At 54.8% G+C, this 25,440-nt stretch carries 21 protein-coding genes and 1 pseudogene; 18 read left to right on the top strand and 4 right to left on the bottom strand.

What is annotated here, in order from left to right:
- Positions 1-201 (bottom strand): annotated as a pseudogene (locus V7Q41_RS04150) (energy transducer TonB); the annotation flags it as partial.
- A 385-nt stretch (positions 202-586) separates the two neighbouring features.
- Here V7Q41_RS04150 and V7Q41_RS04145 point away from each other — a divergent pair.
- The 16 genes from V7Q41_RS04145 (at position 587) to V7Q41_RS04070 (ending at position 20,737) form a co-directional block, all read left to right on the top strand.
- Positions 587-2,815 carry a TonB-dependent receptor domain-containing protein gene (locus V7Q41_RS04145; protein WP_333843138.1) on the top strand — a complete coding sequence of 743 codons (2,229 nt, stop codon included), beginning with the start codon at positions 587-589 and terminating at the stop codon, positions 2,813-2,815.
- A gap of 109 nt (positions 2,816-2,924) precedes the next feature.
- Positions 2,925-4,853, top strand: coding sequence for an alpha-amylase family glycosyl hydrolase (locus V7Q41_RS04140; RefSeq protein WP_333843135.1), 1,929 nt, complete (start codon positions 2,925-2,927; stop codon positions 4,851-4,853).
- Positions 4,850-6,154, top strand: a complete 1,305-nt coding sequence (locus V7Q41_RS04135) for an MFS transporter (RefSeq protein ID WP_333843133.1) — start codon at positions 4,850-4,852, stop codon at positions 6,152-6,154. Before V7Q41_RS04140 ends, V7Q41_RS04135 begins: the two co-directional genes overlap by 4 nt.
- The gene (locus tag V7Q41_RS04130) at positions 6,147-7,109 is read left to right on the top strand and encodes a PfkB family carbohydrate kinase (protein WP_333843132.1); all 963 of its coding nucleotides are present in this window, start codon (positions 6,147-6,149) and stop codon (positions 7,107-7,109) included. The genes V7Q41_RS04135 and V7Q41_RS04130 overlap by 8 nt, the downstream gene beginning before the upstream one ends.
- An 85-nt stretch (positions 7,110-7,194) precedes the next feature.
- The gene (locus tag V7Q41_RS04125) at positions 7,195-8,043 is read left to right on the top strand and encodes an SIS domain-containing protein (protein ID WP_333843130.1); all 849 of its coding nucleotides are present in this window, start codon (positions 7,195-7,197) and stop codon (positions 8,041-8,043) included.
- Positions 8,040-9,506, top strand: a complete 1,467-nt coding sequence (gene zwf / locus V7Q41_RS04120) for a glucose-6-phosphate dehydrogenase (RefSeq protein WP_333843128.1) — start codon at positions 8,040-8,042, stop codon at positions 9,504-9,506. The genes V7Q41_RS04125 and zwf overlap by 4 nt, the downstream gene beginning before the upstream one ends.
- A complete protein-coding gene (gene pgl / locus V7Q41_RS04115) occupies positions 9,506-10,279 on the top strand; it encodes a 6-phosphogluconolactonase (protein ID WP_333843126.1) in 774 nt (257 codons plus the stop codon). The genes zwf and pgl overlap by 1 nt, the downstream gene beginning before the upstream one ends.
- The gene (edd, locus tag V7Q41_RS04110; protein WP_333843124.1) at positions 10,276-12,108 is read left to right on the top strand and encodes a phosphogluconate dehydratase; all 1,833 of its coding nucleotides are present in this window, start codon (positions 10,276-10,278) and stop codon (positions 12,106-12,108) included. Before pgl ends, edd begins: the two co-directional genes overlap by 4 nt.
- 12 nt (positions 12,109-12,120) lie before the next feature.
- On the top strand, positions 12,121-12,759 hold the full coding sequence (eda, locus tag V7Q41_RS04105) for a bifunctional 4-hydroxy-2-oxoglutarate aldolase/2-dehydro-3-deoxy-phosphogluconate aldolase (RefSeq protein ID WP_333843122.1): 639 nt from the start codon (positions 12,121-12,123) through the stop codon (positions 12,757-12,759).
- A gap of 75 nt (positions 12,760-12,834) precedes the next feature.
- The gene (gene pgi / locus V7Q41_RS04100; protein ID WP_333843120.1) at positions 12,835-14,442 is read left to right on the top strand and encodes a glucose-6-phosphate isomerase; all 1,608 of its coding nucleotides are present in this window, start codon (positions 12,835-12,837) and stop codon (positions 14,440-14,442) included.
- A gap of 3 nt (positions 14,443-14,445) precedes the next feature.
- The gene (locus tag V7Q41_RS04095) at positions 14,446-15,456 is read left to right on the top strand and encodes a glucokinase (RefSeq protein ID WP_333843118.1); all 1,011 of its coding nucleotides are present in this window, start codon (positions 14,446-14,448) and stop codon (positions 15,454-15,456) included.
- Positions 15,381-15,755 (top strand): hypothetical protein, encoded by a 375-nt coding sequence (locus tag V7Q41_RS04090; protein ID WP_333843161.1) that lies wholly within the window; start codon positions 15,381-15,383, stop codon positions 15,753-15,755. The genes V7Q41_RS04095 and V7Q41_RS04090 overlap by 76 nt, the downstream gene beginning before the upstream one ends.
- Positions 15,756-15,830: 75 nt before the next feature.
- Entirely contained in the window at positions 15,831-18,686 is a 2,856-nt protein-coding gene (ppc, locus tag V7Q41_RS04085) for a phosphoenolpyruvate carboxylase (protein WP_333843116.1), read from the top strand.
- Positions 18,687-18,777: 91 nt separating this feature from the next.
- Entirely contained in the window at positions 18,778-19,545 is a 768-nt protein-coding gene (fabG, locus tag V7Q41_RS04080; RefSeq protein WP_333843113.1) for a 3-oxoacyl-ACP reductase FabG, read from the top strand.
- A complete protein-coding gene (locus V7Q41_RS04075; RefSeq protein ID WP_333843112.1) occupies positions 19,542-20,144 on the top strand; it encodes a chromate transporter in 603 nt (200 codons plus the stop codon). The genes fabG and V7Q41_RS04075 overlap by 4 nt, the downstream gene beginning before the upstream one ends.
- Entirely contained in the window at positions 20,141-20,737 is a 597-nt protein-coding gene (locus V7Q41_RS04070) for a chromate transporter (RefSeq protein WP_333843110.1), read from the top strand. The genes V7Q41_RS04075 and V7Q41_RS04070 overlap by 4 nt, the downstream gene beginning before the upstream one ends.
- 109 nt (positions 20,738-20,846) lie before the next feature.
- Here the strand turns inward: V7Q41_RS04070 and rlmB are convergent, their stop codons facing one another.
- Positions 20,847-21,596: a 23S rRNA (guanosine(2251)-2'-O)-methyltransferase RlmB gene (rlmB, locus tag V7Q41_RS04065; protein WP_333843108.1), complete on the bottom strand. Its 750-nt coding sequence runs from the start codon at positions 21,594-21,596 to the stop codon at positions 20,847-20,849.
- A 9-nt stretch (positions 21,597-21,605) separates the two neighbouring features.
- A complete protein-coding gene (locus tag V7Q41_RS04060; RefSeq protein WP_333843105.1) occupies positions 21,606-22,310 on the bottom strand; it encodes an ABC transporter ATP-binding protein in 705 nt (234 codons plus the stop codon).
- A 124-nt stretch (positions 22,311-22,434) separates the two neighbouring features.
- Between V7Q41_RS04060 and V7Q41_RS04055 the strand changes: the two genes are divergently transcribed.
- Both V7Q41_RS04055 and mnmH read left to right on the top strand, forming a co-directional pair.
- Positions 22,435-23,094: an arylesterase gene (locus tag V7Q41_RS04055; protein ID WP_442918794.1), complete on the top strand. Its 660-nt coding sequence runs from the start codon at positions 22,435-22,437 to the stop codon at positions 23,092-23,094.
- A 3-nt stretch (positions 23,095-23,097) separates the two neighbouring features.
- Positions 23,098-24,180, top strand: a complete 1,083-nt coding sequence (gene mnmH, locus V7Q41_RS04050; protein WP_333843101.1) for a tRNA 2-selenouridine(34) synthase MnmH — start codon at positions 23,098-23,100, stop codon at positions 24,178-24,180.
- 34 nt (positions 24,181-24,214) lie between these two features.
- On the opposite strand, the gene V7Q41_RS04045 is transcribed toward mnmH, so the two are convergent.
- Entirely contained in the window at positions 24,215-25,432 is a 1,218-nt protein-coding gene (locus V7Q41_RS04045) for a PLP-dependent transferase (protein WP_333843098.1), read from the bottom strand.
- Positions 25,433-25,440 lie beyond the last annotated feature (8 nt).

The following is a 25,440-nucleotide window of genomic DNA, read 5'->3' as shown; positions in this document are numbered from 1 at the left end:
CGGCGGCGGGGGCGGCGGGGGAATGTCGGGCTTGGCATCTTCAATCAACTGCGCCTCAACCGGGCCCTTGACCACTTTGACGAACTTCTTGGCTAAGCCAGAGCTGATCGCCCAAAACAAGATGATGTGTAACAAAACCACCAGACTCAATCCGACAACATGCTTGCCTTGATTGCGTTGTTGACTGGCGTAGTCTTTCATGTGAGTGTGGCTCCTGGTTGTTTATTGCTGCATCAAAGCAAATATTCTTTTGCAATCGTTTGCAATTCTAATTTCAAGAGAATTTGAATCACACTGGTGCAAACCCTCGCTTTCAAATCTATTTTGTTGCAGCCTTATGACACTAGGGAAAATACTAATTTAAGTATATTTTTTAAAAAAATCAACAAGTTATGAGTTCTTTAGAGATTGCACTTTTAAATAAATGAGAATTAAACATCAAATAAAATTGCAAACGTTTGCAATTCAAATCAAAATTCGTTTCACTCATTGCAATGCATCCCAGGCACAACAAAGAGTCACCTCTCCAGTCAGCTAATAATGATGAGCAAAACTGGGGTTTTATCAACTTGTAAAGGAGACGTTTGTGAAAACAAACAACAAAAAAATCAGTCCTAAAACGATTGCAGTTGCAGCCTCATTGGCAGCTTTGCAAATTGGTGCTGTTTATGCCCAAAACTTGAACCTCGATGAAGTCGTTGTGACGGCCTCACCGACGGGTCGTACCAAAATGAAATCAAGCGACTCAGTCACTTCAGTTGGCGAAGAAGCCATCATGCGCAGCGGTGCTACTAGCGCAGCTGAAATCTTGCGTTCAGTGCCAGGCATTCGCGCTGAATCATCAGGCGGCGAGGGAAATGCAAACATCACAGTTCGTGGCGCGCCAGTCTCTGCAGGTGGTAGCCGTTATGTGCAAATGCAAGAAGACGGCCTGCCAGTCTTGCTGTTTGGCGATATCGCATTTGGTACGCCTGACCAGTTCTTACGTACAGACTTCACCACAGACCGTGTCGAAGTGGTGCGAGGCGGTAGCGCATCCACATTAGCCAGCAATGCACCTGGTGCGATCATTAACTTCGTCAGCAAAAGGGGCCGTGATGTTGGCAACGCTGTGGGAGTCACGACTGGTTTAGGTTCGCGTCTTAACCGCTACGACTTTAACTTCGGTAGCGTAATGGGCAGCGACACTTACTTCAATATGGGTGGCTTCATGCGTCAAGGCGAAGGCGCTCCCTACAACACAGGCTTTAACTCACAAGATGGCGGACAGCTAAAAGCCAGTGTCACCAAAGAGTTTGATAAAGGCAGCTATGTCCGCGTGAACTTCAAAAACTTGGACGACAAGACTCCCACCATCTTGCCTGTGCCTACAAGGCTGTCAAACGGAAAAATACAAACAATTGCCGGCGTTGATCCACGCAATGCGTTCTTTATCAATCCCAACATCACCCGCGACACAACCATTGACCGTCATGGCAATCAAGTCACGAGCAACCCTGCAAATGGTTTGCACGTGACCAGCCGTTCAATTGGCTTGGAAGCGAAGCTAAATCTGGACAACGGCTGGACTGTGGAAGAAAAAATGCGTAGAAGCTCCAACGGAGGTCGCTTTATTGGCATGTTTCCAGCAGACAACGGCAACGGTGCTGGCGGTCCATTCACAGGCACGATGTTCAACACATCATTGGACAACATGGACAACTTGTTCAACGACTTGAAGGCATCCAAGTCCTTTGACATGAACGGTGGCAAGTCTGTCTTTACAGGGGGCTTGTTCACAGGCTCACAAAACCTTGGACAAACTTGGTTCTGGAACCAATACACGGTTGGAACAAATGGTACTTGGTCAGCGCCAGTCTCTAGCGGTTGGAACACATGGGGCGGCTGTTGCTCACGCACGTACGACATGAAATACAACGTGACTGCGCCATACGCAGCATTGAACTGGGAAAAAGATAAGCTGACAATTGAAGGTAGCGTCCGTCAAAACAACATGTCTGCAACTGGTCAAACCTTCAAAGGCAGCACACCGACCAACGCAACAGCACTGTCAGCGGCTTCATGGAGTGCAGGCTCAGCAGATACTGTGAACTACAAGCAAAACAAGATGTCTTATTCTGCTGGCGCAAACTACGCCATGACAAAAGATACTGCTTTGTATGGTCGTATCAGCGATGGTTACAACTTTGCAGCTGATCGTTTGCTTTACGGCACATCAGGCGCATTGAACGGCGGTAAACCCGTGTCTTTCAACCGCTTGCAACAGCAAGAATTCGGTGTGAAGCATCGTGAAGGCAACTTGAGCTTGTTTGGTACTTTCTTCATGGCTCAAACCGACGAATCTAACTATGAAGCGACAACGCAAAAGTTCACAACCAACGGCTATGAGGCCAAAGGTTTCGAACTTGAAGCAGGTTATCGCTCTGGTGCATTCCGTTTGAGCGCTGGTGCAACCATCACAGACGCAAAGATCAAGAGTTCTTTGACTGCAGCGGAAGTGGGCAAAAAGCCTCGTCGCCAAGCCGACCTGGTGTATGCGCTGTCGCCCTCATACCGCACGGGTGACCTCGAGTTTGGGGCTGCCTTCATTGGCTCTGGCAAGTCGTATGGTGATGATGCCAATACCATCACGATGGATGGCTACATGATCACGAATTTGTTCGCAAACTATCGCATCAACAAGCAGGCTTCTGCCATCTTGAGTGTCAACAACACATTCAACAAGTTAGCATTCACTGAAGTTGAAGGTGACGGTCATGCGGCGCGCGCGCTGGCAGGTCGCAGCGCAAAAGCAACTTTGAAGTACGAGTTCTAAGTGCTACTCTCACACCCAAGACGTGCACATGTCTTGGGTGTTTTAACTAGGGAATCCATTGCGCTGAACCCACAAAGTTCAGCGCATCTCTTACCGAATTGTGAACACCATGTCTTTTATCGAAGATCGTCCCGTCAGTTCAGGACAGGCTCATCTTCCAGCTCGTGTCTCTGAGCTGCTTGACCAAGCCCCTGCTGCTCGCGCTGCCGTGCTGCGCGAACGCTTGAACACCGAATTTCCCATATTGCAGGACAGGCTCGCACGTCTGTACGGCTGCCACGACAATTTTTCTAACTGGCTGAGCCAAGTAGTGGCTCAGGCGGTTCAACTCGCGCTTGCTCGCCCCGATGATTTGTGGACTCTAGATTTGCAGCGCACCAGTCAGCCCAATTGGCTTTTGAATGGTTCATTGGGCTATTGCGCTTACGCCGACAAGTTTGCGGGTAACTTGTCTGGCGTGCGTAAGCGCATTCCTCATTTGCAAGAGCTGGGCGTGACCTACTTGCACCTGTTGCCGTTCCTCAAGCCTGGCACACCACCCAACGATGGAGGCTTTGCAGTAGCCAACTATGACGAGGTTGATCCTACGCTGGGCAACAACCATGATTTGCAAGCACTGACCAAAGAACTGCGTGCCGCAGGCATTAGCTTGTGCAGTGACTTTGTATTGAACCACGTCTCACACGAACACAGGTGGGCCATCAAAGCCCGTGAGGGCGACGCGCACTTTCAGTCGTTTTTCCATTGGGCACATACGCCTGAGGAAGTGGCTGCGCACGAAAAAAAACTGATTCAAATTTTTCCCAACACAGCCCCTGGAAACTTCACTTTTATTCCAGATTTGAAGGCTTGGGCATGGACCACCTTCTACCCATATCAGTGGGATTTGAATTACACCCAGCCTGAGGTATTTGCAGAGATGGCACAGTCGCTTTTGCAACTGGCCAACTTAGGTGTGGAAGCCTTTCGATTGGATTCCACGGGTTTTTTGTGGAAACGGCCTGATACCAACTGCATGAACCAACCCGAAGTGCATTGGATTTTGCAAGCCCTGCGCTGCCTGACCAACATTGCGGCACCTGGCGTCTTACTCAAGGCAGAGGCCATCATGCCCACGCAAGAGCTGCCGCCTTACTTTGGCTTGGGTGATACAAAAGGCCAAGAATGTCATGTGGCCTATCACTCCAGCCTCATGTCTGCCAGTTGGGTGGCCCTGGCAGAACAAGATACACAAATCATTCAAGACGTGCTATCGCACACACCTGCGCTGCCGCAGGGGTGTGCGTGGATGACCTACGTGCGTTGCCATGACGACATTGGCTGGAATATTTTGTGCCCTGAAATAGATGCACGCGGCATTGATCAACGTGCGCGTTTGTTGCACGCATCAAACTTCTTCGCCGGTCAAGTGCCAGCAAGTTACGCACAAGGCGCGGCATTTCAGACAAGCGACCCATCGGTGGTGCATGGCACCAACGGCATGGCCGCGGCGCTGGTGGGCATCACCTCAGCGCAAACCCCTGCCGAGCTAAAGGCGGCCACTTCACGCTTGGTGATGATGCAGTCCTTGTCAATTTTTGTAGGCGGCTTGCCACTGATTTACATGGGCGACGAATGGGGCCAAGGCAATACCTCGGCCGATGAAATTGCTCAGCGCCAGGGGCCGGATGGCCGAGAATTGCATCGCCCGATGTTTGATGAGCTTGGCTTTGCCAAGCGCCATGATGCACTCAGCACACAAGGTCAAATTTATGCGGCACTGCGTGCCTTTGTGCAAGCCAAAAAAACACACAACAGCTTGCACGCAACCCAACCACTGAGTATTTGGAACACGGGTACAAGCTCGGTTCTTGGCTTGAAACGTGGCACACACATGCTGAGTTTGTTTAACTTTTCAAGCGAAACGAAAACCTTGTCACCCGCACCTGCAATGACACAAAATTGCATGACGCACTGGACTGATTTAATCTCAGGCAAAGCCATAGATCTAAACGGTTTGCAGCTCGCCCCCTACTCAGCCATCTGGCTTAAAAAATGAGCACACCCCTCAAACCGCATTTGTCGTTTTTGCAAATTTTGAGCATGAACTTTGGATTCTTCGGTATCCAATACAGCTTTGGCTTGCAGCAAGCCAATATGAGTCCGATCTATAAGTACTTGGGAGCGGATGAGGCCAGTCTGCCGCTGCTCTGGCTGGCTGGGCCCATCACAGGCTTGTTGGTTCAACCCATCATTGGCGCAATGAGTGACCGCACCATCAGCAGGTGGGGGCGTCGCACGCCTTACTTCATGATTGGTGCGATTTTGTGCAGCATCTGTTTGCTGTTCATGCCTTATAGCCCCACCTTGTGGTTTGCCGCAAGTTTGTTATGGATTTTGGATGCGGCCAACAACGTGACGATGGAGCCCTATCGCGCCTACGTGAGCGACCGACTCAACAGAAACCAACATTCGCTTGGCTTTTTAACCCAAAGTGCCTTCACGGGCTTGGCGCAAACACTGGCCTACCTCACCCCATCACTGCTATTTTGGTTTGGTGTGAACAAAGACGCTGTGAATGAAAGCAATATTCCAAACATCACCGTCATCGCATTTTTAATTGGCTCTGTGTTGTCACTCACCACTGTATGGTGGTCAATCCACTCGACGCCAGAGCTGCCATTGACGAATCAAGAACGCGATGCCATCTCGGCAAAACCCACGGGCATCAAAGCTACCTTTACAGAAATTGTGCAAGCCTTACGCGAGATGCCACCCGCCATGCGTCAATTGTGGTGGATGAAGTTGTTTCAGTGGTACGGCATGATGTGCTATTGGATTTACATCGTTCCCTCATTGGCCAAGTCTATGTTTGACACTACCGATGCGACATCACAAGGCTTTCGTGATGCAAGCCTTCTGAACGGACAAATTGGCGGCTTCTACAACTTTATCGCCTTCATGGCTGCCTTTGCATTGATTCCACTTACGCGACGTTTTGGACCAAAAATTGTTCACGCCATTTGTCTCATGCTCGCCGGTTTGGGTATGTGGTTCCTACCGACGCTGCAAGATAAAGCCTTGTTGTTTATTCCAATGGTTGGCATTGGTTTGGCTTGGGCCAGCATCATGGGTAACCCATACATTATGCTTGCACGCAGCATTCCTCCTGAGCGTGCTGGTGTCTACATGGGCATCTTTAATATGTTTATTGTGTTGCCCATGATTGTGCAAATGCTCACGCTGCCTTTGTATTTCGACAGCTTATTGGGAGGTGATCCACGTCATGTCATTCAATTGGCGGGGTGCTTCTTAGGTATCGCAGCATTGCTCACCCTTCGTGTGAAAACCAATGACTAAACCTGTACGTGTTGCACTTGCTGGTGAAGCACTGATTGATTTAATTGCCAGCCAAAATGGCAAGTTAACTCCCTGTTTAGGTGGTGCGGTTTACAACTTGGCCCGCGCTTTATCGCGACAAGGTATTGGCTCTATCTATCTGAACCCCTTGTCATCGGACCGCTTTGGTCGTCAGTTGGCGCATCAGCTTCTTGAGGATGGTGTTTACCTTGCGCAACCTATTCCCACACAAGAGGTCACCTCTTTGGCAGTGGTGAATTTGACTGATAAAGGACATCCTGATTACGCCTTCTACCGCGAAGGCGTAGCAGACAGAGCCATCACGTCTGACTTTTTGGTCAATGCTTGCCGTGACATCAGTTCACTTGAAATTGTCTGTACGGGCGCATTAGCACTAGATCCGCGTGATAAGAGGCATTATTTACCATGGCTGAAGTCGCAAAAAGATGCAGGTCACTGGGTGGTGGTCGATGCCAACCTTCGGCCTTCGGTCATGCCCGACATGACGACTTACCGCGACAACATTCACGAAGCACTCTTATTGGCTGACATCATCAAGGTCAGCGATGAGGACTTGGCTCATCTCCAGATTCCAGGCAACACACCCCTTGAATGTGCCCAGCATTTGCTGCAAGTCTCCCATGCAAAACTCATCGCTTTGACTTTGGGTGCCAATGGGGCTTGGCTGCTGACAAACGCTGGCACTGCTTGCTTCGGTCAGGAAACTGTCGAATTAAACATTGCAGATACGGTAGGCGCTGGTGATAGTTTTTTAGCTGGTTTACTGGCAGCTCTCTTGTACCAAAAGTTCGATATTGCGGATGCCCCTGCCGCTCAGCAGCTTCTGCGTCATGCCATCGCCAGCGCGAGCTTATGTGTGCAAGAGCATGGTTGTGTACCTCCATCTTGGGATCAAGCACAAGCATGGGCTGCTCAACACCCAATCATTTTTTAAGCTCGCTTAATCCACTGCAAAAAAAGTATTGAACATGTAACTAAATTACAATAAAATAACGAAAAATTCAAATAGGTTACACGCCATGCTTGATCGGATTCAATCAGCTCTGCAGTCGCTCGCACCCGCCGAGCAACGAGTTGGCAAGTTGCTATTGAGCGATCCACGAGGATTTGCAAATTCACCAGTTGTAGATTTGGCTAACAAGGCCCAGGTGAGCAAACCCACAGTCGTGCGATTTTGCAGAAGCATGGGGTACAAAGGCCTGAGCGACCTCAAGCTCAAGCTCGCAGGCAGTCTGAGTGAAGGTGTGCCCTTTATCCACCGCAACGTGGGTGCGCAAGACAGCAGCAGCGATGTGTTGGTCAAAGTCATTGACAACACAGTGACCGCGTTTTTGAAATACCGCAATGATGCCTCGTCTGCCCAAATCGACAAAGCCGCAGAGGCCATCGCACTCGCTCACAAAAAGGGCAAACGGCTTGAGTTTTTTGGTGTAGGCAACTCGGGCATCGTGGCGCAAGATGCACAACACAAGTTTTTTCGTCTTGGTTTTCACACCATCGCCCACAGCGATGGTCACATGCAAATCATGAGTGCTTCTTTGCTGGGCCCTGGCGACTGCTTGGTGGTGTTCTCCAACTCAGGCCGCACGCGCGATTTGCTCGACTCGTGTGAAATTGCCAAAAAGAACGGCGCCACCACCATCGTGGTGACAGCCTCTGGCTCCCCCCTGGCCCATGTGGGAAAAGTCCACCTCTCAGCTGATCACCCCGAGAGTTACGAAAAATTTAGCCCCATGGTGTCGCGCTTGCTGCACCTGATGATTGTCGACGTGTTGGCTACTGCCGTGGCTCTGCGCATTGGCAGCACGCAGTTGCAACCCATGCTGCGCAACATGAAACAAAACCTCCTCAACAAACGTTACTCATGACACATAACCATCCACCAGCAGGACCGCTGGACATCGTTATTTTTGGCGGCGCTGGCGATTTGTCATTCCGCAAACTCTTGCCTGCGCTCTACATGGCGCATTTGCATGACAAGCTCGATGCCTCCGCACGCATCATTGCCGTGGGACGACAAGACTGGACACGCCAAGCGTATTTGGATTTCATCGACAAAAACTCTCCCGCGTTCATCGAAAAAGACGCCATCACCCCTGACGACTGGCAACGCTTTTTGAACCGCTTGGCCTATGTGAGCATGAACGTCACCAGCGCCAAGGACTTCCATAAACTCAAAGACTTGTGTGCCACATCGGCTTTGCGCGTGTACTACCTTGCCACAGCACCGAGCTTGTTCACACAAATTTGCGCTCACTTATCGGCTGCAGGCTTGGTCGATACACAGTCACGCGTGGTTCTTGAAAAACCACTGGGTACCGATCTCGCATCCGCACGCGACATCAACACCCAAGTGGCGCGTTACTTTGACGAGCAACAGATTTACCGCATCGATCATTACCTCGGCAAAGAGACGGTACAAAACCTCATGGTGTTGCGCTTTGGCAATGCCATTTTTGAACCGCTGTGGCGTGCGCCTTACATCAAGAGCGTGCAAATCACTGTGGCTGAGAGTGTGGGCGTGGGCAGCCGCGCAGGTTTCTACGATGGCGCAGGCGCCATGCGTGACATGGTTCAAAACCACTTGCTGCAACTGTTGTGCATCGTGGCGATGGAGCCTCCTATTTCTTTGAGCGCAGACGATGTGCGTGATGAAAAACTCAAGGTTTTACGCTCATTGCGCAAGATGAATTTGGCCGATATCAAGCGCGACACCGTGCGCGGTCAATACACCGCGGGCGCATCAGAGGGCGCAGCCGTCAAAGGCTATTTAGAAGAAGACAACGTGCCTGCCAGCAGTCGCACCGAAACTTTCGTGGCCTTACGCGCGCACATCAACAATGCACGCTGGGCCAATGTGCCTTTCTTTTTGCGCACAGGCAAACGCATGCAGCGCCGTGAGTCGCAAATCATCATTGAGTTTGCAGACCAGCCTTTCTCCATCTTTGGCAACACACCCCAGCACGAACCCAATCGACTCATCATCACCTTGCAGCCTGAAGAGTCGATTCAGCTAGAGATGATGGTCAAAGAGCCTGGGTCGGGCATGACACTGAACCCCGTCAAACTTGGACTTGACTTGCAACAGTCATCCGACAAACGGCGTGCCGAAGCGTATGAACGCTTGTTGATGGACGTCATCAAAGGCCGCCTGACCCACTTCATGCGCCGCGACGAATTGGAAGCGGCATGGATGTGGGTCGAGCCCATCATCCATGGTTGGGCCGAATTGGACGATAAGCCGCGCGCTTACTCCGCAGGCAGTTGGGGCCCTGCCGCGTCATCGGCCTTGATGGCACGCGAGGAGTTGTCGTGGTTTGAGGAAGCCTGATGACCCTCGCATGGCGCCCCGAACCACGAGACATGTTGACGGTGCACACCGTCAGCCAAAACGAGCTCGATGTGCGATTGGCCCAAGACATTGCCCAACGCTTGACCGCCGCCATTGTGGCGCGCGGCTTTGCGGTGCTGAGCGTGTCTGGCGGCAAATCGCCCGTGGCCTTGTTTGCGGCCCTGCGCGTGATGGACATCGATTGGTCGCGGGTGCGCGTGACCCTGGTGGACGAGCGTTGCGTGCCATGCAGCCACCCCGACAGCAATGCGCTGTTGGTGCAAACGCATTTGTTGCAAGACCGCGCGGCCAAAGCTCAACTGGTGTTCATGGTGGACAGTATGACGCTGCCTTTAGCGCCGCCATCCGTGCAAGCCGAGGTGGCAGGCCTTGCACTGACCCAGGCTGGCAGCGCCGATGTGCTGGTGTTGGGCATGGGTGCTGACGGCCACACGGCCTCTTTGTTTCCTGATGCCCCCAATTTGGCGGATGCACTGGACATGCGCAACACGCGCAGTTGCGTGGCCATCGAGCTGAAAAATCCACCCGTCCATGCGCCCTACGCACGCATCACGCAAACCTTGCCGCAAATCCTGTCATCGCGACACATCGTGCTACCGCTGACTGGCACTGACAAGCTCAACACCTTGCAACAGGCATGGCAACAAGCCACCCCTGCGCTACCCATTTCTTTTGTGCTGCAACAAACCCAAACGCCGGTGGCGCTTTGGCTGGCCAACTCAGGCCTCCATTCACAGACCTCACTGAGATGACAACACCTCTACACCCCACCCTCGCGGCAGTCACCGCACGCATTGATCAACGCAGTGCCCAAACACGTCAAGCTTATCTCGACGTTTTGGCCAAAGCCAAAAAGCCTGGCCCCTACCGCGGTGGTATGGGCTGCGCCAATGCAGCTCACGCTTATGCGGCCATGCCAGCCAACGACAAGCTGGTGCTTCGACAAGAGCGAGCACCCAACGTGGGCATCATCACGGCTTACAACGACATGCTCTCGGCCCATCAGCCCTACGAGAACTACCCCGAAAAAATTCGTGTGGCGGCGCGTGCTGCGGGTGCCACCGCGCAAGTCGCTGGCGGCGTGCCTGCCATGTGCGATGGCGTGACCCAAGGCGAAGACGGCATGGAGTTGTCGCTGTTCTCGCGTGATGTGATTGCGCTGGCCACCGCAGTCGGTTTGTCACACAACGTGTTTGATGCCGCACTTTTCTTAGGCGTGTGCGACAAGATCGTGCCTGGCCTCTTCATCGGCGCTTTGCAGTTTGGGCATTTGCCCGCGGTGTTCGTCCCCGCAGGCCCCATGACTTCGGGCCTGTCTAACGATGACAAAGCCAAAGTACGCCAGCAATACGCACAAGGTTTGGTCAGCCGCGAGGTGTTGCTAGAGGCCGAACAAGCTGCCTACCACAGCGCGGGCACCTGCACCTTTTACGGCACGGCCAATTCCAACCAAATGCTCATGGAAATCATGGGGCTGCACTTGCCCGGCGGGTCGTTTGTCAACCCGGGCACACCCCTGCGTGAGGCCCTCACAACAGAAGCTGTTCAACGTGCCGTGGCGTTGTCGCAAGACCAGCAAACGGGCATGGGCTACCAAATCAACGCCAAGGCCATCGTCAACGGCATCGTCGGTTTGCTGGCCACGGGGGGCTCGACCAACCACACCCTGCACATCGTGGCCATGGCGCGTGCGGCCGGCCTGATCGTGAACTGGGATGACTTCTCTGACTTGTCAGCGTGTGTGCCCTTGCTGGCTCGCGTCTACCCCAATGGCAGTGCAGATGTGAACCACTTCCAAGCCGCAGGCGGCATGGGTTTTCTGATTGCCCAGTTGCTGAGCGCTGGTTTGTTGCACGACGATGTCCAGACCATCATGGGCCCAGGTCTGCACCGCTATACCGTAGAGCCTTGGCTCAACCCCTCGCTGGACGAGCCACTCGATTGGCGCGATGTGCCAACACAATCTGCAGATGAAGCCGTGTTGCGCCCTGTGTCGCATCCCTTCAGCAACGATGGTGGCTTGCGTTTGCTCAAAGGCAACTTGGGCCGTGCCGTGGTCAAGGTATCTGCCGTCAAGCCTGAGCACCGCCAAGTGCGCGCACCCGCCATCGTGTTGACCGACCAAAAGCAACTCGGTGTGTTGTTCAAAGAAGGCCTTCTCGAACGCGATTTTGTGGCCGTGGTGCGCAACCAAGGTCCACAAGCCAACGGCATGCCCGAGTTGCACCGCCTCACCCCTGTTTTGGGCCTGTTGCAAGACAAAGGCTTCAAGGTGGCTTTGGTCACCGATGGTCGCATGTCGGGCGCCTCAGGCAAAGTGCCTGCTGCGATTCACCTCAGCCCCGAATCAGTCAATGGCGGCTGGATTGGCAAAGTACAAGACGGCGACATGATTGCCCTCGATTGCGACACACAAACCTTGCAGCTCGAAGTCAGCGAGACCGAACTCGCGGCGCGCACAGCCCCCACCCCAGATTTGACGGGTAACCAACACGGCACAGGACGTGACATTTTTGCCATGTTCCGCACCAATGCCGCGCTGGCTGAAGAAGGCGCATCGCCTTTGTTTCCTCCCCCTTAAAGCCGAGCTTCTATGTCATCACACAACCTTGCTTTCACTCGCCCCGCCTTCACATCACGCGTGGTACCTGTCATCGTCATCACCCATCCAGACCAAGCGGTCCCCATGGCCCACGCACTGCTCAAAGGTGGTGTCGATGTGATGGAAATCACCTTGCGCCACTCAGCAGGTTTGCCCGCCATTGAACAAGTCGCCAAGCACGTGCCGCACATGCATGTGGGCGCAGGCACGGTCACACGCGCTGAAGAAATGGCGCGTGTGCAAGCCGCAGGTGCCAGCTTTGCGCTCTCGCCCGGCATGACCGATGCGCTGGTGCAAGCTGCCATGGACTGCCAACTGCCCTTCATACCCGGCGTGATGACACCCAGTGAGGTCATGGCTGCACGCGACCACGGCTTTGGCTTGCTCAAACTCTTTCCCGCCGCGCAAGCCGGTGGCATGGCCATGCTCAAAGCCATGGGCGGCCCCTTGGGCGATATGCGCTTTTGCCCCACGGGTGGGGTGTCGCTGGCCAACATGGGCGAATTTTTGAAACAAGCCAATGTCTCCATGGTCGGTGGCTCATGGCTCACACCTTTGGATGTGGTTGAGCGCGGCGATTGGGCCGAAATCACGCGCCTAGCGCGTGAGGCTACGGATGCAGCGCAATAAACTTAATTCACACCCGCATCAAAAGATTCATTCGATCAGCTCTAGAAACGCTCTGAATTTGACGAAAATCCAAACATGACATCATTCGTCCCCCCACAAAAACGCCAAGCGTGGCAAGCCCTGCAAGCCTTGGCCCTAGGTCCTCAACCCCATTTGCGTGAATTGCTAAAAAGCCCTGAGCGCAATGCGGCCTTGCACGCGAGCGGCGCAGGCATCAGCATCGACTACGAACGCCAACGCGTCACGCGCGAAGTCATGCAGCAACTCTTGGCATTGGCGCACGAGTCAAACGTCATGCCCCAAGCGCAAGCGATGTTCAAAGGTGAACCCATCAACACCACTGAACGACGCGCTGTCTTGCACGTGGCACTGCGGGGCAGTCATGTGCCCAACCCACCTTGGGGGCGTGACATTTCAAAACAAGTCGCCCACGAGTTACACCGCGTGTGCACCTTTGCCGAAAAAGTACGTGAAGGACAAATGAAAGGCCATAGCGGCGAATCCATCACCGATGTGGTCAACCTCGGCATTGGTGGCTCCGACCTCGGGCCCCGCATGACCACCGAGGCACTGAGCCACTTGACACGCGACAGCTTTAAAAACAAAGTGCGCGTGCACTATGTGTCCAACGTGGACGCATGGAGCCTCTACACCACCTTGGCCCACCTCAACCCAGCACGCACCGCGTTTGTGGTGCAAAGCAAAACTTTCACCACGCAAGAAACCATGACCTTGGCTGCCTCAGCCAAGCGTTGGCTGACAGACGGTGGCTGCCCCGAGGAACAACTGGGCAAGCACTTGATTGCCGTGACAGCCAACCCACAGATTTCTGCGGCCCAAGGCTTCACCCCCGAACACACCTTTGGCTTTTGGGATTGGGTCGGTGGCCGCTACTCGGTGTGGTCTGCCATTGGTTTGCCTTTGGCCATCTCTATCGGTGCCTTTGCCTTTCAAGACATGCTCTTGGGCGCACGCGCCATGGACGAGCATTTCTTGACCGCGCCGTCTGACCAAAACTTGCCTTTGCTCATGGCTTTGTTTGGCGTGTGGAACCGCAACTTCTTGGGTGCGACCACGCACAACATTGCGCCCTATGCATCACCCTTGGGAAAATTTGCCTCGTTCTTGCAACAAATGGACATGGAGTCCAACGGCAAAGGCACACATCTAGATGGCAGCCCCGTTGAAGTGGCTACCGCGCCAGTGCTGTGGGGTGGTTTGGGAATTGACGGCCAACACGCTTACTTCCAGCTCATCCACCAAGGCAAGCACTTGGTGCCCATGGACTTCATTGGTTTGCGCACCGAGCGCAGCCCGTTGCCATTCGCTGCTGAGCACCACCGCGTGGTCTTGCTCAACATGCAAGCCCAAGCCCAAGCCTTGGCGATTGGACGCACACCCGAAGAAACCATGCAAGAGTTGCGCGACAGCGGTATGGACGAGTCTGACGTGCAACGCTTGGCCCCACACCGCAGCTACCCTGGCAACGTGCCCAGCACCACCATTTGGGTAGATGCCCTCACGCCGCGCAGCATGGGTGCGCTGATGGCCTTGTACGAGCACAAAGTGTTCTGCCAAGCCGCGATCTGGGGCATTCATGCTTACGACCAATGGGGCGTCGAGCTGGGCAAAAAAATGGCCAAGGACATCGAAACTACCGAAGCGGCACGCCTGAAAGGCTGATGCATGTTTGAGTCTCGTGACCCAGCCATTGCAAACGCACCGGCTTACCCACGCATGCTGGGCGACATCGGTGGCACCAATGCACGCTTTGGTTGGCAAGCAGCAAGTGATGCACCCATTACCCACGTGCAAGTCCTGCCATGTGCCGAGCACGAATCGCTGCTGTTGGCCGCACAAACATATCTCACCACTCAACGATTGAGCACCCCACCCTGCGCAGCGTTTGGCATTGCCAACCCCGTCACGGGTGACCTGGTGTCCATGACCAACCATCACTGGAAATTTTCAGTGAACGCCTTGCGTCAAGGCTTGGGCGTGTCGCGCTTTTTGTTGCTGAACGATTTCACAGCACTCGCTTTGTCAATCACGCTGTTGTCCGACGAGCAAAAGCGACAAGTTGGCAGCGGCACAGCCGCACCCGATGCAGCCATTGGTTTGATTGGCCCAGGCACAGGATTAGGCGTGTCGGGTTTGTTTCCTGTGGGCTATCAAAACAAGTGGATTCCTATCGCGGGTGAAGGCGGCCACGTGAGTTTGGCCGCGACCACTGAGCTTGAGTTTGCCGCGATACAGCAATTGCAAAAACGGTATGGCCATGTGTCTGCGGAGCGTGTGATTTCTGGTGCAGGCCTGGTCGACCTGTATCACGCCTTGTGTGATTTGAAAGACGGCCAAGGGCGCGAAATCACGACACCTGCTGAAGTGATTGAACGCGCAGATGAAGTGGCCACGTCCACAGCCCATCAAGCGCTGGATATGTTTTGCGGCTTCTTGGGCTCGGTCGCTGGTGACTTGGCTTTGACGCTGGGTGCACGTGGCGGCATCTACATTGGCGGGGGCATCGTGCCGCGTTTGAGTGAGCGCTTTGATGCGTCTCCATTTCGTGAGCGCTTTGAGGCCAAAGGTCGTTTTCAAAAGTATTTGCAAGAGGTACCGACATGGGTGATTCACAGCCCTGTGTCGCCGGCATTGCAAGGGGCATCGCAGGCCTTATCTTTGACGCAATGGCAATAGTTTTGTTTTCTCCGACTGCGGATGTTGCGCTTTCTCCTGCTGCGGTGACGCAGCTGACGCAGCTGACGCAGCTGACGCAGCTGACGGAGCGGCAGTTTCCTCATGCTGGAGTTCCAGAAATCGTCAACTGCCGCTCCGCCAGCTACGTCACTTTGGGTGTTCAAAAAACCTCACTGCAGTGGTTAAGCAGCTTCTTCAGTCAGCTTCGTGTACTCGCGAACTTCCGCATTCAGACTCGCCACTTCGTAGCTTGGCTGCAGGGGAATGCGCAGGTGACGATTTCTGGTACTCCAGCATGAGGAACCTGCGCATTCTCCTGTAGCCAAGCGAGCACAGCAACAACCAAATTCAAACATCACAAACCTAAGCACCACATGCCTGACAAAACTTCAGCCCAAGCCAAAGAAAACGAACGCCCGTTAGTGGAAGACATCCGACTCTTGGGCCGCATCCTGGGCGACGTGATCCGAGAACAAGAAGGCAAAGAAGCCTATGAGTTGGTCGAGCAAGTGCGCAAGCTCTCGGTGGCGTTTCGCCGCGACTCAGATGCCAACGCAGACAAAGCCCTGAAAAAACTCTTGACCGCGCTCAGCGCAGAAGCCACCGTTCGTGTGATTCGTGCATTCACCTATTTCAGCCACTTGGCCAACCTTGCGGAAGACCGTCACCATATTCGTCGTCGGGCCATCCATGAACGTGCGGGCCACACACAAGAGGGCAGTCTCACGGTGGCATTGAGCAGACTCAAGGCTGCAGGCATTGCACCCAAGAGCATTGTGCAAACTCTTGCACACAGCCATCTGTCGCCCGTGCTCACAGCCCATCCCACCGAAGTGCAGCGCAAAAGCATCTTGGATGCTGAGCGCGGCATTGCCCAGCTTTTAGGTCTGCGCGACGATATCAAATCACGCTCCGACATGCACAGCGCTTCGAAATCACCCGATGCGCTGGCACAACGAGAGCTCTCAGCAAACGAAATGCAACTGCGTGCACGCGTGCTGCAGCTGTGGCAAACGCGCTTGTTGCGCTTCACCAAGCTCACCGTGTCTGACGAAATTGAAAACGCACTGAGCTATTACGAATCCACCTTCCTCAGCGAAATTCCAAAGCTCTACGCCGACCTCGAAACCGCTTTGTCGATCCATGGGGGCCAAGCCCAGGTGCATAGCTTTTTGCGAATGGGCCAATGGATTGGTGGCGACCGCGATGGCAATCCCAACGTCAACGCCGAAACACTGCGCTTTGCTTTGCGCCGTCAATGCGAAGTGGCCTTGCGTCATTATTTGACCGAGTTGCATTACCTCGGCACCGAATTGTCGATGTCGGCCATGTTGGTCGATGTCACGCCTGAGATGCATGCCTTGGCTGAGCGCTCACCCGACACCAACGCACACCGCCAAGACGAGCCCTATCGCCGCGCCTTAACAGGCATGTATGCCCGCTTGGCCGCTTCGCTCAAAGACCTCACAGGGGGTGACGCAGCGCGACATGCCATTGCGCCACAAAACCCCTACTTGTCTGCGCAAGAGCTGCTAGCCGATTTACGCGTGATCGCTGCCTCATTGGTCGCCCAACACGGCAGCGCTTTGATGACCCAGCGTCTCACGCCCTTGATGCGTGCGGTGGACGTGTTTGGCTTTCATCTCGCCACAGTGGACTTGCGCCAAAGCTCTGACCAACATGAGTTGGTCATCGCCGAGTTGATGGCGACAGCGGGTATCGAAAAGCACTATGACAAGCTCAACGAAGCCCAACGCGTTGAGGTGCTCACCAAATTGCTCCATGATGCACGTCGCTTGCGCGTGATGGGTGCAAGCTACTCAGAACTTGCCCTCAAAGAGCTGGCGATTTTTGAAACCGCACGGCACATGCTAGAAATCTATGGCAAAGATGCGATTCGCCACTACATCATCAGCCACACCGAAACCGTGAGTGACTTACTCGAGGTTTTGTTGCTGCAAAAAGAAACCGGCTTGATGCGCGGCACATTGGGCAGCCAAACATCGGTCTGCGATTTGATCGTCGTGCCTTTGTTTGAAACCATTGAAGACTTGCGTAGCGCCGCGGACATCATGGGCGGTTTTTATGCCATAGAGGGTGTGGGCGATTTGGTCAAACGCAGCGGCGGTGAACAAGACATCATGCTCGGCTACTCGGACAGCAACAAAGACGGCGGCATCTTCACCAGCAACTGGGAGCTCTACCGCGCAGAGATTGCCTTGGTCAGTTTGTTTGACGGCTTATTCAAACAACACCCCATCACCCTGCGCATGTTCCACGGCCGTGGCGGCACAGTGGGACGCGGTGGTGGTCCGAGCTATCAAGCGATTTTGGCGCAGCCCCCAGGCACCGTACGCGGACAAATTCGCCTCACTGAGCAAGGCGAAGTGATTGGCTCCAAATATGCCAATCCTGAAATTGGCCGTCGCAATTTAGAAACACTCGTAGCCGCCACTTTGGAGGCCACGATGTTACAAACCTCCAAGCCCGCACCGCAAGCGTTCTTGGATGCTGCTCAGTGGCTCTCACACGCCAGCATGGCCGCGTACCGTGGCCTTGTCTACGAGACACCGGGCTTTTCCGAATACTTCTTTGCGTCCACGCCCTTGCGTGAAATTGCAGAGCTCAACATTGGTTCGCGTCCTGCGGCGCGTCCTAAGAGTGGCAACGCATCACCGCGCATTGAAGATTTGCGCGCGATTCCATGGGGCTTCAGCTGGGGCCAATGCCGCTTGACCTTGCCCGGTTGGTTGGGCTTTGGCTCAGCGGTGGATCAGTTCATCCACCACCATCCCACACGCAAACCCAAAGATGCTTTGGCCTTGTTGCAAAAAATGCAACGCCAGTGGCCCTTCTTTCGCTCACTCTTGTCAAACCTGGACATGGTGTTGTCCAAGAGCGATTTAGGCTTGGCCTCACGTTATGCAGAGTTGGTAAACGACGCACGTTTGCGCAAAAAGATATTTGGTTTGATCGAAGACGAATGGCATCTCACCTCTGACGCGCTCAAGCTCATCACTGGCGACAAACAACGCTTGGTCAACAATGCAGCCCTGGAGCGATCCATGCGTCACCGCTTCCCCTACATCGACCCATTGCATCACTTGCAAGTAGAGTTGATTCGTCGCTACCGAGAAGGAAAGCGTCCGCAAGACCGTGATGAGAAAGCCCAGCGCGGCATTCACATCTCGATCAATGGGATATCGGCGGGTTTGCGAAACACTGGCTAAGCTCTTCGATCAATGTGGGTGCGGGATCCTGTGGCGCTTGCAAGAAAAACCCATGGCTAGCTCTATGCTGCGAAGCCATTAAACTTCAGGCATGCAACACACCGCACCTACTCTCTCGCCACGTTTGGCTGGCAAAGTCAGTCTTATCACGGGCGCAGCCCAAGGCATTGGCTTAGCCACCGCTCTGAAATTCGCCAAAGAAGGCGCCATCGTCATCGTGTGCGATCTGAAGCAAGCCGCGGTCAACGAAGCCGTCAAACAATGCATGGCACTCGGCGCTCAGGCCCAAGGTTTTGTAGTCGATGTGACACAACGTGAGATGGTGGATGCCACCGTCAAATCTGTGCTCGAGCAATTCGGCCGCATCGATGTGTTGGTGAACAACGCAGGCATCACCCAAGATGCACGCTTGCAAAAAATGACGCTTGAGCAGTTTGACCGCGTGATTGACGTCAACTTGCGCGGCGTGTTCCATTGCGCACAAGCCGTGACAGATGCGATGGTGGCACAGGGCAGTGGCGTGATTTTGAATGCTTCTTCCGTGGTGGGAATCTATGGCAATTTTGGCCAAACCAACTATGCCGCCACCAAATTTGGTGTGATTGGTTTTACCAAAACTTGGAGCCGCGAATTGGGGCCCAAAGGCATTCGCGTCAATGCTGTGGCACCTGGCTTTATCGAAACACCTATTTTGGCAACGATTCCCGACAAGGTGATTCACGACATGAAAGAACGCGTGCCTTTGAAACGCTTGGGACAGCCCGAAGACATTGCCAATGTTTATGCTTTCTTGGCCAGCGACGAAGCGGCTTACATCAACGGCACGGTGATTGAAGTCGCCGGTGGCCTCACCCTATGAGCCGATTCCCAGCAGACACACACGACGTCAACATGCACGCGCCGCGCAACAAAGCTGATTTATTTTTCTCATTCACTTGGCTGGCCTTGCAAGGCTTTGGCGGCGTCCTGACCGTGGTGCAACGCGTGCTGGTGGAAGAAAAAAAATGGCTCACGCAAGAACAATTCGTGGAGGACTGGGCAGTTGCACAAATATTGCCGGGCCCCAATGTGGTCAACGTGGCTCTGATGCTGGGTGGTCGATTTTTTGGATTACCAGGGGCCTTGTCTGCCATGGCAGGCTTGTTGCTGGCACCCACTATTTTGGTTTTGTTGCTGGCTGCCGCTGTGGCGGGTTTTGCTGAAACTCCTGTTGCGCAAGGCATGCTGCGCGGCCTAGGTGCCGTAGCCGCGGGACTGATTGCGGCGGTTGGTATCAAGCTGGTCATGGCCTTGACTAACAACCCCATGGGACGGCTTGCTTGTGGTGCGTTGGGGATCCTGAGCTTTGTCGCGATTGGGCTGCTTCGCCTGCCCTTGGCTTGGGTGTTGCTCACCTTAGGACCCATGGCCAGCGTGTGGGCAGCGCATTGCATCAAACAACAACGAGGTGACGCATGAGCATCACCCTCACCCTAGCCGATTGGGGCTCACTGTTTTTGCACTTCATTTCGCTCTCGCTTTTGTCGGTCGGGGGAGCCATCACAACTGCGCCAGACATTCACCGCTATTTGGTGGATGAAACCCATTGGCTCAGCGAGACGCAGTTCACCGCGTCGATTGCCTTGGCACAGGGCGCGCCTGGCCCCAACGTGCTGTTTGTTGCCTTGATGGGCTGGAACGTGGGGTTGAATGCGGGTGGCGGCATAGCTGCCGGTTGGCCTGCAATCAGCATGGCCTTGTGGGGTGTCTTCATCACCATGGCTGGCATGCTCATTCCCTCATGCACCCTCACCTTCCTCGCCACGCAATGGGCACACCGCAACCGCGACATGCTGGCTGTCAAAGCCTTCAAAGCAGGCATGGCCCCCATCGTCATCGCCCTGCTCATTGCCACCGGTTGGTTGCTGACCGGCAGCCACGACAACCCTGCAAAAGATTGGCCGATGTGGCTGGTCGCCGCGGCCACAACGCTCATTGTGTGGAAAACCAAAACACATATGTTGGTGCTACTGGCCATAGGCGCACTGTTAGGTGCCCTAGGCTGGATCTAAAAAGTGCAGGCCGCAGTCTTGGGCTGCACGGTATGGGTCGAGGCCGATTTCTGGTACCCCAGCATGAGGGCTCGGCCCATACCGTGCAGCCAAAGCGAGCCCAGCAAAACTAAGCAACCGTCCTCTGACGACGTGCCTCATACAAACACACGCCACTGGCCACTGACACGTTCAAGCTCTCCACCCCACCACACATCGGAATGCTGATGAGCTCGTCACACGTCTTGCGTGTGAGCTGACGCATGCCGTCCCCTTCAGCGCCCAGCACTAATGCCGTGGGGCCCTTCAGGTCGACTTGGTACAAAGTTTTGGTCGCATCGTCGCTGGTGCCGATGATCCAAATGTTGCGTTCTTTCAACTCATTCAAGGTACGCGCCAAATTGGTCACCATGAAATAAGGCACCGTCTCGGCTGCGCCGCTGGCCACCTTGGCCACCGTGGCGTTGATGCCTACGGCATGGTCTTTGGGCGCAATCACCGCATGGGCACCCGCGCCATCGGCCACACGCAGACACGCGCCCAGGTTGTGCGGATCGGTCACCCCGTCGAGCACCAAGATCAAAGGCGATTCGATTTTTTCGATACCCTCGAGCAACTCGTCCAACGAGTGAACCATTTTGATTTCGCTCACGCGCGCAGCAACACCTTGGTGGCCATGGCCGCCAGAGAGCTTGGCCAAACGTGGGCCATCGGCTTCGATCAAGCGAATGCCCGCTTCGTTGGCACGATCCACAAATTGACGCATGCGCGCATCGCGACGCGTGGGATCGAAATAAATTTCAATAACGGATTGCGGCGCTGTTTTGACGCGCACACCAACGGCGTGAAAGCCGAAGAGAACTTTGGGGGCTGAGGACATAGGGCGTGATTATCCCTTGACCTGCCCCGCCTCTATCGTGATGGCCTGGTCGCAACGCGCAGCCAGCTTTAAATCATGGGTCACCAACACCAGTGTGGTGCCCAATTCTTGGTTTAACTCGAACATCAAATCCATGATGCGCTCGCCACTCGCGTGATCTAGGCTGCCCGTGGGCTCATCGGCCAACAACAAGGTGGGCTTGACCACAAAAGCACGGGCCAAGGCCACGCGCTGTTGTTCTCCGCCTGACAGCACTTTGGGGTAGTGGCCTAATCGCTCGCCCAAGCCCACGCGCACCAAGATGTCTTTGGCCACTGCACGAGGGTTGGGCAAGCCCGCCAGCTCCAGTGGCAACATGACGTTTTCTAGTGCCGTCATATTGCCCAAGAGTTGAAAGCTTTGAAACACAAAGCCCACTTGGCGCGCTCGCAGTGCTGCGCGAGCGTCTTCATTCATCGCAAACATGTCCACACCGCCAAGCCACACAGTGCCCTGCGTAGGGGTGTCCAGCCCTGCCATGATGGATAGCAAGGTGCTTTTGCCCGAGCCCGAAGCGCCCACAATGGCCAAGGATTGCTGAGGCGCGAGGGTGAAGTCGATATCGCGGAGAATGTGCAGTGTGCCGCTGGCGTCTTGCACCGATTTGGACAAATGCGAGACAGCCATCAATGGCGACGGTGATGTGAATGATTTTTCAATTGAGGGCGTGGTCATGAAGCGCAATGGTTTGTTGAGACGTGACTTTAACTTGGGCGCACTGGGCGCTACTTTGCTGGGGACTTTGAGCCTAGGAACAGCATCGGCCCAAAAAAGCGTCATCACCTCAACAGGTCAAGGCATGGAGGGTGACATCACCTCCACCGCCCCCAACCGCCGCCGCCCTCAGTCTGCACAAAACAATGTGCCGCCGCCTGGCTCTGCCCCCGCCCCAGGCACTGTTGCTGCTGCCACCATCTTGGTGTTGGGCGATTCGCTGAGTGCCGAATACGGCATTCCTCGCGGCAAAGGTTGGGTCGCTTTGTTGGCTGAAAAGCTGCAAACCGAGCGGCCCGATGTGGGCGTGGTCAACGCCAGCATCAGCGGCGACACTACTGCGGGTGGCCGCTCTCGCCTGCCTGCCATGCTAGACCAAGTGCGACCTGTACAAGTGGTGATCGAACTCGGTGGCAACGACGCACTGCGCGGCCTCGACCTCAACAGCACCTACAACAACCTGGAAGCCATGATTCAAGCCTGCCGCGCAGTCAACGCGCGTGTGGTGCTGGTGGGCATGCAAATACCGCCCAACTACGGACCTGACTACAGTGCGCGGTTTGCAGAGATGTTTGCCACCCTGGCTAAAAAGCATCGCACCGGTTTTGTGCCGTTTTTTCTCAAAGGTGTGGCCGATGTCCCCGAAGCTAACACCCTGTTTCAACCCGATCGCATTCACCCCAAGGAACAAGCGCACCCGCGCATGTTGGCCAACGTGTGGCCCGAAATCAAAAAGAATTTATAAAACGTGAGTGTGAACTTTATTTCGGCGCAAGACGCCTTGGCCCGCATGGCCATGAACCTTGGCACAGCCGGCGGCTTCAGCACCATCATCGACGCACGCAGCGAAGACGAATACACGCTTGATCATTTGCCAAACGCTGTCAACTGGCCTTCGCTCAACAACGAAGAGCGCATCTTCGTGGGCACCATGTACAAGCAAGTGGGTGCGTTCGAGGCACAAAAGCACGGCGCAGCCTTGGTAGCGGCCAACATTGCACGCCACATTCAACGCGAAGTGCTAGCGCTGCCCAAGAACTGGCAGCCCCTGATTTATTGCTGGCGCGGCGGCAAACGCAGCGGCTCGTTGTCGATGGTGCTGGGCCAAATTGGCTTCAAGGTGAACTTGATTGAAGGAGGCTACAAAGCGTTTCGCGCAGCCATGGTCGAGGACATACCCCAGCGTGTGGCACCGCTGCAATTCAAAGTCATCTCTGGCCCAACAGGCTCGGGCAAAACGCGGCTGCTCTATGCTTTGGCAGCTGAGGGCGCCCAGGTGCTGGACTTAGAGGAGTTGGCCTGTCACCGCAGCTCGGTGCTGGGCCATATTCCGGGGCGACCACAGCCCAGTCAAAAGCGATTTGACACACTCGTCTGGCAAGCCCTGCGCAGCTTTGACCCGACGCGAGCTGTGTTTGTGGAGTCTGAAAGCCGCAAGGTGGGCAATCTGTCCATCCCCGAATCACTGATGTTGGCCATGCGTGAGAGCCCTTGTTTTGAGTTGCAACTCAGCCTTGAGGAACGCGTGGCGCTGTTGATGGAAGACTACAAATTCTTTGTAGATGACCAAGACGCTTTTTGCAGCCGCTTGGATGCATTGGTGGCCATTCGCGGCAAGGTGACAGTGGATGCATGGAAAATGCAAGTGGCATCGGGTCATATCGAGTCGGTGGTGCGTGACCTGCTGGTGTTGCACTACGACCCCACTTATGCTTCCTCCATGGTGCGCAATTTCACTCAAACTGGCCAAGCCACGGCATGCTTGGCTCAAGACCGACACCCCGACAGTTTGCGCAAGCTGGCCAAGTTGCTGGTCAAAAACCAAAGCTAACTCAGCGTGTGCAGCGACTGGCTGGCACCAAAGCTTAGCTTTGCAGTTGCGCGGCCTGCAAGGCTTGCAAGATATCCGCTTGCAAATCGCTCACTGCTTCTAAGCCCATGCAAAAACGCACCACACACCCGCGTTGCAGATGAGCGGTAGAAATGGCTCGGCTAGATGCCATGTGGTAGGGCATCACCAAGCTCATGGGGCCACCCCAGCTGTAGCCAATTTTGAACAGCTGCAAAGCATCGCAAAACTCATCCACTTGGGTGGCTGAAAAACGTTCATCCATCACCACGCTGAAAATGCCAGCCGCCAAGCCTGTGGGCTCATGGGGCGTGACGCACAACTGTTGCCAATGCACATGACCGGGTGAGTTGATGAGCGCCGGGTGAAGCACTTGGCTGAATGCGGGTTGCGATGCACACCACGCGGCCAAAAGACGCGCTGCATTGTCTTGGGCTTGGTAGCGCAACGGCATACTCGCTAACGATCGCAGCACCAACTCCGCATCATTGGCGCCCACGCCCGTGCCCAAACGCATGTGACTGAGCTTGAGCACACGGGCCAAGTCATCGTTGCGGGTGACGATGCTACCCATCAACACATCCCCTCCGCCGCTGGGGTATTTGGTGAGCGCATGGATGGTCAAGTTCACCCCCAGCTCACCGCGCCCAGGCGTCAGGTCAAAGGCGTTGAACGCCAGACCAGCGCCCCAGGTGTTGTCGAGCGCGCACAAAACACCCCTTGCTTTGCACAACTGGACCATGGCCACCAAGTCGGGAAACTCCATCGTCACCGAGCCCGCCGCTTCAAGCCACACCAAACGCGTGCGCGGTGTGATGCGATCAGCCAAGTCGTTCACATCCAGCGGGTTGTACACCTGATGTGCGATGCCAAACTGCGCCAACTCACCCTCGGCCAAAGCCTTGTTGGGCGCATAGGCGTTGTCGGGGATCAACACCTCATCGCCGGTTTTGAGCAAAGCCAAATCCACATGCGCAATCGCCGCCAAACCGCTGGGCGTGAGAATGCAATGGGTGCCGCCCTCTAGCGTGGCCAAGCGCTCTTCAAGCGTGAAGGTGGTGGGCGTGCCGTGCAAGCCGTAGGTGTAGGCCGACTTGTCGATCCACTCGCGCGAACGCATGGCCGCCACGTTAGGAAAGATGACTGTCGAGGCTTTGAAGACCCCCACCTGAGGCGACTCAAATTCGGCAGGCGGTGTGTAAGGGTGATGAATGAGGTCGGTGCTGCGGGTCATGCGCCGAT

Source organism: Limnohabitans sp. (genome assembly GCF_036804465.1).
Taxonomy (GTDB): Bacteria; Pseudomonadota; Gammaproteobacteria; order Burkholderiales; family Burkholderiaceae_C; genus Limnohabitans.
The sequence above is the reverse complement of the archived record's forward strand: the minus strand, read 5'-3'. Positions and strand labels throughout refer to the sequence as shown.